General features: G+C 56.5%; 12 protein-coding genes. 6 read left to right on the plus strand and 6 right to left on the minus strand.

The window, feature by feature from the left end; all coding sequences use genetic code 11:
* Nucleotides 1-2 precede the first annotated feature (2 nt).
* Both QOL67_RS07920 and QOL67_RS07925 read right to left on the minus strand, forming a co-directional pair.
* A complete protein-coding gene (locus tag QOL67_RS07920) occupies nucleotides 3-461 on the minus strand; it encodes a (2Fe-2S)-binding protein (protein ID WP_283425417.1) in 459 nt (152 codons plus the stop codon).
* Nucleotides 462-611: 150 nt separating this feature from the next.
* The gene (locus QOL67_RS07925) at nucleotides 612-1,571 is read right to left on the minus strand and encodes a hypothetical protein (protein WP_283425418.1); all 960 of its coding nucleotides are present in this window, start codon (nucleotides 1,569-1,571) and stop codon (nucleotides 612-614) included.
* A 262-nt stretch (nucleotides 1,572-1,833) separates the two neighbouring features.
* Between QOL67_RS07925 and gap the strand changes: the two genes are divergently transcribed.
* Nucleotides 1,834-2,832: a type I glyceraldehyde-3-phosphate dehydrogenase gene (gene gap, locus QOL67_RS07930; RefSeq protein ID WP_283425419.1), complete on the plus strand. Its 999-nt coding sequence runs from the start codon at nucleotides 1,834-1,836 to the stop codon at nucleotides 2,830-2,832.
* Nucleotides 2,833-2,920: 88 nt separating this feature from the next.
* Nucleotides 2,921-3,064 (plus strand): hypothetical protein, encoded by a 144-nt coding sequence (locus QOL67_RS07935; protein WP_283425420.1) that lies wholly within the window; start codon nucleotides 2,921-2,923, stop codon nucleotides 3,062-3,064.
* A gap of 70 nt (nucleotides 3,065-3,134) precedes the next feature.
* Here QOL67_RS07935 and QOL67_RS07940 read toward each other — a convergent pair whose 3' ends face one another.
* Entirely contained in the window at nucleotides 3,135-3,944 is an 810-nt protein-coding gene (locus QOL67_RS07940; protein ID WP_283425421.1) for an ABC transporter permease, read from the minus strand.
* A gap of 173 nt (nucleotides 3,945-4,117) precedes the next feature.
* On the opposite strand from QOL67_RS07940, the gene QOL67_RS07945 reads away from it, so the two are divergent.
* Together QOL67_RS07945 and QOL67_RS07950 are read left to right on the plus strand one after the other, a co-directional pair.
* Entirely contained in the window at nucleotides 4,118-4,708 is a 591-nt protein-coding gene (locus QOL67_RS07945; protein WP_283425422.1) for a GcrA family cell cycle regulator, read from the plus strand.
* 117 nt (nucleotides 4,709-4,825) lie between these two features.
* Complete coding sequence (locus QOL67_RS07950; protein ID WP_283425423.1) at nucleotides 4,826-5,557, plus strand: hypothetical protein; 732 nt, start codon at nucleotides 4,826-4,828, stop codon at nucleotides 5,555-5,557.
* Nucleotides 5,558-5,588: 31 nt separating this feature from the next.
* Here QOL67_RS07950 and QOL67_RS07955 read toward each other — a convergent pair whose 3' ends face one another.
* From QOL67_RS07955 to QOL67_RS07965, 3 genes are all read right to left on the minus strand, one after another.
* On the minus strand, nucleotides 5,589-6,368 hold the full coding sequence (locus tag QOL67_RS07955) for a prephenate dehydrogenase (protein ID WP_283425424.1): 780 nt from the start codon (nucleotides 6,366-6,368) through the stop codon (nucleotides 5,589-5,591).
* Between the two features lie 193 nt (nucleotides 6,369-6,561).
* A complete protein-coding gene (locus tag QOL67_RS07960; RefSeq protein ID WP_283425425.1) occupies nucleotides 6,562-7,767 on the minus strand; it encodes a multidrug effflux MFS transporter in 1,206 nt (401 codons plus the stop codon).
* 2 nt (nucleotides 7,768-7,769) lie between these two features.
* On the minus strand, nucleotides 7,770-9,716 hold the full coding sequence (locus tag QOL67_RS07965) for an AsmA family protein (protein WP_283425426.1): 1,947 nt from the start codon (nucleotides 9,714-9,716) through the stop codon (nucleotides 7,770-7,772).
* Between the two features lie 112 nt (nucleotides 9,717-9,828).
* Between QOL67_RS07965 and rimO the strand changes: the two genes are divergently transcribed.
* Both rimO and QOL67_RS07975 read left to right on the plus strand, forming a co-directional pair.
* Nucleotides 9,829-11,211: a 30S ribosomal protein S12 methylthiotransferase RimO gene (gene rimO / locus QOL67_RS07970; RefSeq protein WP_283425476.1), complete on the plus strand. Its 1,383-nt coding sequence runs from the start codon at nucleotides 9,829-9,831 to the stop codon at nucleotides 11,209-11,211.
* 85 nt (nucleotides 11,212-11,296) lie between these two features.
* Complete coding sequence (locus QOL67_RS07975; RefSeq protein ID WP_283425427.1) at nucleotides 11,297-12,049, plus strand: hypothetical protein; 753 nt, start codon at nucleotides 11,297-11,299, stop codon at nucleotides 12,047-12,049.
* Nucleotides 12,050-12,113: the final 64 nt, after the last annotated feature.

Here is a 12,113-nt window from a genome sequence, read left to right on the forward strand (position 1 = left end):
CCTTACACCTCCTGCATCTTGGCGGCCGCGGTTTTCACAGCCGCGCGAATGCGGGGATAAGTGCCACAGCGGCAGAGGTTGCCACTCATCGCTTCGTCAATCTCTGCATCTGACGGCATTTTGATCTCAGACAGCAAAGACGCCGCCTGCATGATCTGCCCTGACTGGCAGTAACCACACTGCGCAACCTGATGTTCGACCCATGCCTCTTGCACCGCATGTAGCGCCTGTGGTTGCCCCAAACCTTCAATTGTGGTCACCGCCCCATCCACATCCGACACCGGCGTTTGGCACGACCGAACCGCCACCCCGTCAATATGCACAGTACAGGCGCCACAGGCCGCAACCCCGCAGCCGTATTTCACCCCTTTGATGCCCAATTCATCCCGAAGCACCCATAGTAGTGGCATGTCGTCCTCGACATCCACCTCATGGGATTTTCCATCTACGATCAGTTGCATAAGCTGCCTCCCGTTCTTTGGCGCCGTTTGCGTTGTTGAGAATAGAGTAATCCACGCAAATGGATTTCCACTCGCAGATCGCGCCAAAAACCATGCAGGTTACGCCACCCGTTTTGAAATGACGTAAATCCGCTACATGGCAGCTTTGTGCTAGTTGAAGGTTTTGCTCACTCCAACGCCCACCACAGTGGCATTACTCCCGGGAAAGTAGGAAATGATGCGCGTCGCCGCCGACCCACCAAACCCATTTGTCGCAACCAAATCCAACGCCCACCCTTTACCGAGATTGGTCCGACCGCCAAGCGTCCAGATCGCGACCTTTTCAAAGTTCCCCTTTAGGGAAATGGCGTTGGTTCCGCTGATCGGCACGTTATAACTCCCGTAAAGCGAAAACAAAGGGGACGGCACATAGGTAAACCCGAGGTTGGCGCCGACGATTGTCCCCGCGCCAATTTTTGCATCGATATAGCTGGGCATCACCGAAATCCCGGGGGCCACGTGCAGATCCAAATCAGATGTGGCGGACCAGGTGATCGGAATATGCGCCGAACCTGCTGGAACAAATTTCACGCCAATAATCTTCTTGGCTTGCCGCTCAACCCACTTCAACCGGTCCAACGTGCCTGCGAAACCAATCTTCAAACGAGGACGGTCAACCAACTTAAATTTGGCGCCCACCGAGTAACTCATCAAAGTGGTTTTACCGAAATACTTGTTTGTTATTGTACCCGGCCCGTGCAAGTGCGCGTTGCCGCCTACTGACAATTGCAAGCGGTCGGTCGCCCCCCATGCGATCCCAAACCGACCAAATGTCAGGTTTTCATCCAAACGCGGTAAGCCGGTCCGCGGATATAGAACGCCTGCTCGCAAGGACACCACTTTCTTGGGCAGTTGATAGGCACCGCCCAAATGCAGCTGGCTGCCGTCGCGGTGAATATCAAATTCCATCGTGCCCTTGGACTGTTGCGCCTGACTTTCAGACATTCCACCGATCAGGCAGAAGCTCGCCAGAACGACAAAGACAAACCGAATTACTGCAGCGCTACATGTGTGCTCCGGCGCAACTGCACAATCGACATCCTGCCGCTGAATGGCTTTAGCTTTTCGCATCTTGATGATTCCCCATGTCTTCTCCTCACTCCCCCAAATCATGCTTTTGTCACGCCCTGCTGGAGTAAGGCTGGCAAGAAATACCCCACTCACCACTCAAACTCCAGCCGTTAGCGATACCGGCAGCGGAACCGATAGCGACACCGCAACAGTTTAACGCTAACATCCTATTTTTTATCGGGTTTTCACCTTTCTAAAACATCTCTCCCGCTCTATAGCGAAGACCATATTTCCACCGTTCAGAGCAGGACAGGAGCTCTTCATGACTGTTACCGTCGGCATCAACGGATTTGGCCGCATTGGCCGTTCGACCCTCATGCACATCGCCGAAGAAGCACGCGAAGACGTCCGCGTTGTCAAAATCAACGCCACTGGCCCGCTGGACACCGCTGCGCATCTGATCCGCTACGACTCTGTGCATGGCCGCTTCCGCAACGAAGTGATCGCTGGCAACGGCACCATGGATGTGGGTCAAGGCCCGATGCGCATGTATTCCACCTACGACATGGATGAGCTGGATTGGAGCGGCGTTGATGTCGTTCTGGAATGCACCGGCAACTTCAATGACGGTGAGAAGGCCAAGAAACACCTCGAGCGTGGCGCCAAGAAAGTACTGATCTCTGCCCCGGCGAAAAACGTGCAGAAAACCATCGTGTTTGGTGTGAACGACGCACAGCTCGAAGCCAACGACAACATGATCTCCAATGGCTCTTGCACCACCAACTGTCTCGCGCCGGTGGCCAAGGTTCTAAACAACGCGTTTGGCATCGAAGAAGGCATCATGACCACGATCCACGCCTACACCGGCGACCAGCCAACGTTGGACCGACGTCACAGTGACCTGTACCGTGCTCGCGCAGCCGGCATGTCGATGATCCCAACTTCCACCGGTGCTGCCAAAGCGTTGGGTGAGGTGTTGCCGGAACTCAAAGGCAAGCTTGATGGGTCCGCAATCCGCGTACCTACCCCAAACGTCTCCGCTGTGGACCTGACCTTCACCGCCTCCAAAGACGTGACCATCGATGACGTGAACGCCGTGATGGCCGAAGCGGCCGCTGGTGAGATGAAAGGCGTGCTGGGCTACAACGACCTGCCCCTGGTCTCTGTGGATTTCAACCACACCACACAAAGCGCCACCTTTGCCGCAGATCAAACCAAAGTGCTGGGCAAGCGTCTGGTGCGTGTATTGGCATGGTATGACAACGAGTGGGGCTTTTCCGCCCGTATGGCAGATGTTGCCGGATTGATGGGCCGCATCTAACCACCTTACAAGTCACAACAACTTGCGCCCTCGGATGGGGTCGGGCATATCTGGTCCGACCACGACACATCCGGGGGCGCAGTGCGTCATGACCAATCAAATTGCCATTTTTCTGTTTTTGTTTCTTGCGGTGCTATTGGGGATCGACGTGGTGTTCAACGATAGCGCGACATTCCTCTTGTTTGCCAAGAAGTTCTTTGAGCTGATCGAATGGGTGGCGTTCTGGCGCTAAGCTCTGCAATGGGGCCTTGCCCAACTTATCGCATTCTAAAACGGCATTTTGTGACAACAAAGCAAGCTGATCAGCTCTTAAGCCGATAGCCCGTTCTGAACATGGCATAGGCCACGGCGATAAGCGCCGAGGTCACTGACGCAACAACAACAAACCCCAATATCGGCTCACCATCAGACACGCCAATCATGCCGTAGCGGGTGCCATCAATCAGGTAGAAGATAGGATTGACGCGCGTGAAGTTTTGCAGGCTCGCGGGCAGCGCATCAACTGAATAAAATGTGCCTGACAAAAAAGCCAATGGTGTGACAATGAAATTGGTAATCGCGGCCATCTGATCAAATTTATTGGCAAAAATCCCAGCCACAATACCCACAGCCCCCATCATCGCGCCGCCCAACAACACAAACGTCAAAGCCCAGATGGGATGCGCCACACCCTGCCCCAAGACCAAAGCCAACGCGATAGCGATCGCAACCGCCACACAAAGCCCCCGCACAACGGCTCCGGCAAGATAGCCCAACACCAATTCCATCGGTGACAGTGGCGGCATCAACGTGTCCACAATGTTGCCTTGCACTTTGGTAATCACGATGGAGGACGATGTATTGGCAAAGGCGTTCTGGATCACCGTCATCATCATGATGCCCGGTATCAGAAACGTCAGAAACGGCACCCCCATCACCGCACCACTGCTGGGTCCAATGGCGATGGAAAAAATCAACAGAAACAACCCGGCAGTAACCAGTGGCGCCAAAAGTGTCTGGGTCCACACTGTCAAAAACCGCAAAACCTCGCGTTTGGCCAGTGTAGCAAGCCCCAGCCAATTCACCCGGCCAAAGCGCCGCACACCCATTTCTGCTGCCTGATCCTGTGCCATCGTTGCCATTTCCCCCAAGTCGCTGTGGTTTTACCTCCCCAGTCCAGCAATTGCCGCGCGCTGGAGTGATTCTTCGCCTTGTAACTCGGGCTGGGGTGATTAGAATAGGTGCCTGACCAAGAAATGCAGAGGCGGCCTTTGTTGAGGCCGCTTTTTAGCTGAGGAAGTGACGGATGTCCTGGACCGACGAGCGCGTAGAGCTGTTGAAAAAAATGTGGGGCGAGGGCCAATCGGCCAGCCAGATTGCCAAAGAGCTGGGCGGGGTGACCCGAAATGCGGTGATTGGCAAGGTGCACCGTCTGGGTCTGTCCAATCGCGCCACCGGCGGCGCCAAGGCGGACGCCAAACCCAAAGCAGACGCCAAGCCTAAGGCGGCGGCCAAGCCCAAGGCTCCGCCCAAAGTTAAGGCCGCGCCCAAAGCTGAACCCAAACCCGAGCCAAAAACCGAGCCGGCTGTCGCGCCGCGCACGGCACAATCGCTGCGCAAGCAAATCATTCCCGCCGGTCAGCCGCTGCCACCGCAGCCCTCTGCAAATGAAATCAGCCCGGAAGCTTTGGCCAAGGTCAACGAAGTCGAGAAGACCGCCAAGAAGCTGTCGCTGATGGAATTGACAGAACGCACCTGTAAATGGCCTGTGGGTGACCCAGCAACGGACGAATTTTGGTTCTGTGGTCTGCCTGTACAAGCTGGCAAACCGTACTGCGAGGCCCATGTTGGCGTGGCTTTCCAGCCAATGAGCGCCCGCCGCGACCGCAAACGGTAATCGCGCTACACGATGCGTTAGACAATTTGAAAGCCTCGCCCTGTGCGGGGCTTTTTGCTTGAGTGCCCCCTGCTAAGATGTGTCTAATGGTACGGACACGACACGGAGTCTGGCACCATGACCGCGACCCTTTATGGCGACATCACCTGGCGCGAAGTCTTGGCTGTCTTGCTGATTTCCTTCACGCACATCGGCACCACGCCCTTTATCAAACGCTTCCCCAAAATATCCCGCTGGCTCCTGGATTTCAGTTCTGGCATCGGGCTCGGTTATGCCTTTCTCTACCTGTTACCCAAAATTGCCGTCATGACCCTCAAGGTTGGGGCGCAATTCCCCGACCTCGGCGTCCTTTTCGAACACCAACTCTACGCTTTTTTGATGATCGGGTTTTTGATCTATTACCTGGTTGATTTCAAACCTCAGGACAACAAACCCGCACGTACCGCAATCACCCTCAACGCGATCTCTTTTTCGACCTACAACGTACTCATCGGCATCACGATCACCCACTTTCAAAGCAATCTCACGGTCGCTTACGCAGTGGCAGTGTTTGTCTTCTCAGTGCACCTTTTTGGCGTAAACAGCTTCCTGTATCGCGAGTACGCGCACGCTTTCTCCCGATGGATGGCACCACTCTTTATGGTCTCCATGTATTTGGGCTGCGTTCTGGGCAACCACATCGACAAAGGTCACTTCTATCAATCCATCGCCACAGCCGTGGTTGGCGGGATCATCATCATTTTGTCGATCCGCCTCAAACTGCCGCCCCGCGCCCGCGTGAACGTCAGCGCCTTCCTGATTGGCGTCGCTTGCGCGATGCTGGCAACAGCGGGCTATGCCATCATCTAACAAACTGCGCCAATGACGCACCCTAGATCAATCACGCCACATCGCTGACGATACGCTGCGGCGCAAACTGCGCCTGCAACTCACTGGCCCGCGCAAAAAACGCCTCCCGCACCTCAGCAGCATAGGGATTGGCCACCTCAATCGCGTGCAACACCGTGGGTGGATCGTCCTGCACCATGCCCACGGCTTCGCGCAGCAGGTCAAAACTCGCGGTGGTCATCCGTTCCGGCAATGGTTCCAAATCTGTCAGCACCTTACCAATCAGATGGGTCAGCCCCTGCACCATTGCGAGCTCACGGTCATGCTCTTCAGCCGTGGTCACAATGACTTCAAGCCCGCGCGCTTTCAAAAACACAGCCACCTTACGCCACCGCTCCCCGCGCTCCGGACACAGGGCTATCTTGCGGCCTGCCACGCCGTCTTTGGCGCTTTGCGGACCAAACAGCGGATGTGTACCCAAAATCTCCACATGCAGCGGCAGCAGCGCTCGCATGTCCCGCATCGGTGCAACCTTCACCGAACCCACATCCAGCACCAATGTGCCCGGCCGCAAGTGTGGTGCAAGAACCCGGCACACATGCGCCATCCGCGCCACTGGAACTGCCAGGATTACGATGTCGCATTGCGCCACTTCGGCGAGGCCCTCCATGGGCACCCGCCGCCCATCCGGCAGGCAAGCCCGCGTGTAGCTTGGATCACAAATTCGCACTGGGCACCCGGCCCAAAGCTCCTGCGCAATCAACCGGCCAAAGCCGCCGAAACCCACCAAACCAATGGTGGTCTGTTTTTCTGTTTGTTGTGCCTGTCCCATAGCGGACCTCGTTTGTGAGGCCACGTTTGCCGGGATTATATGTCTTGGAAGTTTTCTGTCTCTTCATCCCCGTCAAACGCAGCGGATGAAGATGCCAAAGACCCCGCCACTATGTGGTCAGGGTATAATACGTGCCAAAAAAGATGTTGCTCTTGGTCATGGCGCAAGTGATGGCACGGTCGAGCCTGCGCCGTCAACCCGCTTCCTCTGCCAGCGGCTCCACAACATCCAGCCAGCGCACATACAGCGCGCACAGCAACGAAGCAGCCACCACAGCCAACATCATCGACATCATCAACACAGCCCCGTTTTCGGGGGAAAGAACCGCCCCGGTGAGGCTGGTCAACCCTGCCCCCGTTGCAACACTCATCGCGCCAGATAGCCCTGAGGCGCTGCCAGCCAATTTGGGACGCACTGACATGGCGCCACTATTTGTCGACGGCAATGTCAGCCCATTGCCCATACCGACAAAAATGACGGCCCCAACATAGGGAATTGGATGCACAAACCCAGCAAGCACAATTGCAAGCCCAGCGCACAACCCCACAAACCCGACAATTCGTCCGCCTATCATCAACTGCCAAAGCGGCCGCCTCTTGGCCAGACGACCTGACAAGAAGGACCCCAACGAAAACCCAATGGCAATGGCACCAACAGTCATACCAACCATGGTGGGACGTAGCCCAAAAACCGAAACCCCAATCAACACAATGCCGGTGATATAGATGTAAAACGCCCCAACCGAGAGGCTGCTACACAAGGTATACCCCCAGAACCGACGAGACTTGAGCAGCTCCGGATAAGTAGCAAACTGCTCCCCCATTGTGGCGGCCCGGTTTCTGTTGGTTTCGCCAAGGTCACGCCAAGTAAGAACCAATATCCCAAGACCAACCAACGCATAGGCCGCAAAATTGGAACGCCAACCAAAAGCTTCGTGCAAAAGGCCTCCAATGGTTGGACCAGTCATAGGGGCAATGGCCATCACCATGGATATATAGCCAAGCATGCTGGCGGCTTCCCGTGGCCCATGCATGTCGCGAACCACGGCTCGGCTTAGGGCGATGCCGACCACCCCCGTAGCCTGCAACAACCGAAAGGCCAGAAACCCGACAATGTCTTGCGCCAGAAAACAGCCGACGGATCCAATCGCAAAGCCCGCCAACCCCAGCAACATAATTGGCCTGCGACCGTAACGATCTGACAAGGGTCCAATGATGATCTGCAGCACAGCAGTCACCGCCAAAAAAGCCCCCATCGACAGGTTGGCCACGGCGTAGTCGACACCAAAATCCTCCGCAATCGCCGACAGCGACGGCAGAAACATGTTGAGTGAAAGAACCGACATCGCGGTCAACAAGATCAAAGTGTTGAGATGTGGAGCGCTCCGTTTGACCGACACACTCAATTGCCGCCCAGCAAGTTCTGCAATCCGCGCAATGCCTCTTTCTCCAGCTTGTCTTTGATCGCATCCTCGGTGGACTGACCCTCCTGCTTCTCCAGCCCCAACTCCTTCTCCAACTTCTGTTTCGCTTCGTCTTCAGCCGCTTTGATTTCCTTATCAAAGCTACGCTTCAACGCTTTTTCCAAATCCGGCACAATGCTGGGATTGCTCCAGCTTCCGGTGATTTTCACCGGCACTATCAGGCTCGGCCCATCTGGCCCACGCAGCTGCGGCGAAAACACATAATCGATGGTACGCAGCCCCAAACCCACGGTGCCTTTTCCCGTCGCCGCGAGCCTGGACAGGCTCATCAACAGATCGTTGTTGGTTAGAACCCCATCGGCAATTGTCCAAGTTGCGACCATGCTGTTGAACACCGTTGTGCCCCCGGTCACATCTCCGCGCAACAGCTTGTCCAGATCCATGCCTTCAATGGTGCCACGCCCGACCTCAACACGGCCGTCCCCGCTCATATTGTTCATCAACGCGTCCAGCGACGCTCCGGAACTCAAAAAACGGCTCTCAAAATCCGCCTTGCCTGTGAAACGATCCAAATCCGCCGTGGCGGCCAAAAACGGCTGCAGCGCGATCTGCGCCACCTTCAAATCCCCGCGCACGGAAAAGCCGCTGCGGTTGTTGGCCACAAACGTGCCGGACACGGCACCTTCATAGGCTTGCATTTCCTGAAGCGTCGCCACCGCACGCGCGCGGTCAATTTCAACCGTCGCACGGGTCTTGCCAAAGGTGATGCCATTCAAATCCATCGCCTCTGCAGCAAAACTGATAGTGCCATCCACCAACGCCAATGCGCTCGCATCAATTGGGGCTTTGGACCAGCCAACCGGGGCGGCATTGTCATTTGCCGCGCCGCCGCCTTCACCATCCTCCGATACAAACCGCAACGTCTGCGTGGCCACCTGCGCCGCCACTTTCGGACGCGGGCCGTTTAAATTTACGTCCGCCTGCACGGACAGGTCATTGCCCATGGCCGACACCTGCCCGCCGCGCACGGACACCACGCCAGTGCGGGTCAATGTCACATCGCCAGCCACTGCCAGAGGTCCCTCCAAACCGCCGGCACCCAGCGCCGCCAAAAACACCGCCGCATCCGGTGCTGTCACATTCAGCTTGCCGCTCGCCTCCGGCGCAATCCCGGCCCGACCACTGAAGGTGGCTGTGCCACCGCCGGCCTGCAAGGCCAGCTCCACTGGAGACACGCCGCCTGCCATCATCTCCAACGGCGCCGCAATCGTTGCATCAACTGTCAGCGGAGCACCAAACGGGCTCACCTTGACCGTGAGATCCGCAGCCTTGTCCACTCCGGGCCAAGCCATCTGCAGCGACACACCTGACAGCTCCTGCCGCGCCGCGCCATGCTCGATGTAGCGCACCTGCGCATCTCTGATCACCAAGCGTTCCAACGCAAAGTTTTCCAAGCCTGTCTCAGCCGTAGGCGCAGGTTCTGGCGTGGCCTCACCGCTGGATGGTGCTCCGGACGACTGCGCGCCAGTTGAAACACCCCCCGCACTCAAATCCCAGTTCACCCGACCATCCGCAGTTTTCTCCAGCAACACATCCGGCGCCACTAGCTCGACATTTTTGACCCGAATATTGCCACCAATCGCCGCCATCACGTCTACGCCAATCACCGCTTTGTCTGCCGTGAACATCGGACCACGCTCGGACCACGCCGCATTGCCAAAACTGACCTTCTCCGTGGTCACCCCCAACACCGGATACCAGCTGATGCCAACCTTGCCCTCAAACGTCAGCTCTCGACCGGTCATCGCTTTGACCTGATCCGCCGCCAATTTTGCAATTTTCTCACCCGGCAACGCCACAATCAGCACCACCGCGCCAATTGCCAAAATCAAAACCGCTGCCACCAATCCCCGGATCACCTTCATCGGAGACCTCCTTTACTGCCCAACCAGAGCCTAAGCGCCCAAGAACACACACGCAATGCATCAAAGCCCCTTCCCCTTTGCCAAACCGCGCGCACTGCCCTATATGCGCCCCATGTCCAGCAACCCGCCAGAACTCCGCCCCGACCTCGCCCGCACCACCCTCACAGGGGACGCGCGCCCCGGCCAGCCGACCATCGGCATGGTTTCCCTTGGCTGTCCCAAAGCCTTGGTCGACAGCGAGCGCATCCTCACCCGTCTGCGGGCCGAAGGCTATGGCATCTCGCCGGACTACTCTGGCGCCGACGCCGTGATTGTGAACACCTGCGGCTTTCTGGACTCCGCCAAGGCCGAGAGTCTTCAGGCAATTGGTGAGGCCATTCAGGAAAACGGCAAAGTGATTGTGACCGGCTGCCTTGGCGCAGAGCCTGAGTACATCACCGGCGCGCATCCCAAAGTGCTCGCCGTAACTGGACCACATCAATACGAGCAGGTGCTCGATGCCGTACATGGCGCCGTGCCACCCAGCCCCGATCCTTTTATTGATCTGCTGCCAGCCAAAAACGTGTCGCTCACCCCGCGTCACTACAGTTATCTAAAGATTTCAGAGGGGTGCAACCACAAGTGCAAGTTCTGCATCATCCCGGACATGCGTGGCAAGCTGGCGTCGCGCCCCGTACATGCCATCCTGCGAGAGGCAGAAAAACTGGTGGAAAGCGGCGTGCGCGAACTGCTGGTGATTTCACAAGACACCTCCGCTTATGGGCTCGACCGCAAATACAGCACCCACCCTTGGAAAGACCGCGAAGTGCGCAGCCACATCACCGATCTGGCCCGCGAACTTGGCCAATTTGACGCCTGGGTGCGCCTGCACTACGTCTACCCCTACCCCCATGTGCGTGAGCTGATCCCCCTGATGGCGGACGGACTGATCCTGCCCTATCTGGACATCCCGTTCCAACACAGCCACCCGGACACGCTCAAACGCATGGCCCGCCCGGCGCACACCTCCAAAACCCTGACCGAGATCGCCGCCTGGCGCGAGATCTGCCCAGACATCACCCTGCGCTCCACCTTCATTGTCGGCTACCCTGGCGAAACCGAAGCTGAATTCCAGCACCTCTTGGACTGGATGGACGAAGCCCAACTCGACCGTGTGGGCTGCTTCCAGTACGAAAACGTCGACGGCGCGCGCTCTAACGAGCTGCCAGACCATGTGCCTGCCGAGGTCAAACAAGAGCGCTGGGAGCGGTTTATGGAGAAGGCACAGGCCATTTCCGAGGCCAAACTCGCCGCAAAAGTGGGTCAGACCCTAGATGTGATCGTCGACGACATCGATGAAGACGGCATCGCCACCTGCCGCACCAAAGCCGACGCGCCAGAGATCGACGGCAACCTGTTCATTGACGAAGGCACGGAAGGGTTGACCGTTGGCGACATCGTGTCTGTGGAAGTGGATGAGGCCGGGGAGTATGATTTGTGGGGTAAGTTAGGCTGAGGTCACCATGTTTCGAACGTTTCTACCCAATCTCAAAAACATAAGTATTGGGGCGTTTTGTGGCGCATGCTTCGGCATCTGTTTCATGTTGCTGATCGAGGCGCCGCTTTCAGAAAACTACGTCAAATATGGGACTTTCGGTATTGGAGCCTTGGTCGCACTTCTTGGTTCTGGATTAGCACTAGCCGGCGTTCTGGCAAACATAGACAATCAAAATCGCCTTGCGGAGGAAGAAAACGAAAAATCACTTCTTGCCGCCCGAGCAGCACTTCCGCCTGTCCTTTCGTCGCTGTACCAAAAGTGTTCCAATGCGTTTGAGATTTCAGACAACCAGCTTGAAGAGAGGCGGAACGAGAAAATGGCCCTCCGTCTGCTCTCCGAGTTGGAGCTTTCATCAAACGAACTAAAATCTCTAACTGAATGCATCAAACATGCAGACGCAGACACTGCACGCTGGCTGTCTCTAATTATCTCGCATTTTCAGATCGCTCAAGCACGACTAAACCGTCATTTGTTGAACAGCGATTTATATGCCGACCCACCGGAAGATAACTACCAGTCTGTTGCTTATCGAGCAGTCGACTGGCTTGAAATCAAAGCGCTGGTTAGCCACGTTTTTGATTTCGCACGAACAGGTAAATTACCAGCGACCGAACTAGATACTTCAAAGATTTCACTACCGATTGATAACTTCGGAACTGGTCCAACAGCGCGGTGCTGGGACCATACTTATGAAAACTTGATGGATCACTACGATGAGAATGGAGGGACATCTAGTATTGGATTTCAGCAGCGTCTCCTTACTAATCCATTGATTTCAAACCAACCCAGCGCCTGACCCTGGGTGGGGGCTGAAAGCGCCCTCCCGTGGGGAGCGAGCGGCGGCTTGGAAAAGATCCGGG

This window comes from Shimia sagamensis (genome assembly GCF_900182745.1).
Lineage (GTDB): Bacteria > Pseudomonadota > Alphaproteobacteria > Rhodobacterales > Rhodobacteraceae > Shimia > Shimia sagamensis.

Bases quoted from the DNA above. Each gene is read 5' to 3' on its own strand.
- QOL67_RS07920 (WP_283425417.1), bottom strand. From the start codon at position 461: ATGCAACTGATCGTAGATGGAAAATCCCATGAGGTGGATGTCGAGGAC.
- QOL67_RS07925 (WP_283425418.1), bottom strand. From the start codon at position 1,571: ATGCGAAAAGCTAAAGCCATTCAGCGGCAGGATGTCGATTGTGCAGTT.
- gap (WP_283425419.1), top strand. From the start codon at position 1,834: ATGACTGTTACCGTCGGCATCAACGGATTTGGCCGCATTGGCCGTTCG.
- QOL67_RS07935 (WP_283425420.1), top strand. From the start codon at position 2,921: ATGACCAATCAAATTGCCATTTTTCTGTTTTTGTTTCTTGCGGTGCTA.
- QOL67_RS07940 (WP_283425421.1), bottom strand. From the start codon at position 3,944: ATGGCACAGGATCAGGCAGCAGAAATGGGTGTGCGGCGCTTTGGCCGG.
- QOL67_RS07945 (WP_283425422.1), top strand. From the start codon at position 4,118: ATGTCCTGGACCGACGAGCGCGTAGAGCTGTTGAAAAAAATGTGGGGC.
- QOL67_RS07950 (WP_283425423.1), top strand. From the start codon at position 4,826: ATGACCGCGACCCTTTATGGCGACATCACCTGGCGCGAAGTCTTGGCT.
- QOL67_RS07955 (WP_283425424.1), bottom strand. From the start codon at position 6,368: ATGGGACAGGCACAACAAACAGAAAAACAGACCACCATTGGTTTGGTG.
- QOL67_RS07965 (WP_283425426.1), bottom strand. From the start codon at position 9,716: ATGAAGGTGATCCGGGGATTGGTGGCAGCGGTTTTGATTTTGGCAATT.
- rimO (WP_283425476.1), top strand. From the start codon at position 9,829: ATGTCCAGCAACCCGCCAGAACTCCGCCCCGACCTCGCCCGCACCACC.
- QOL67_RS07975 (WP_283425427.1), top strand. From the start codon at position 11,297: ATGTTGCTGATCGAGGCGCCGCTTTCAGAAAACTACGTCAAATATGGG.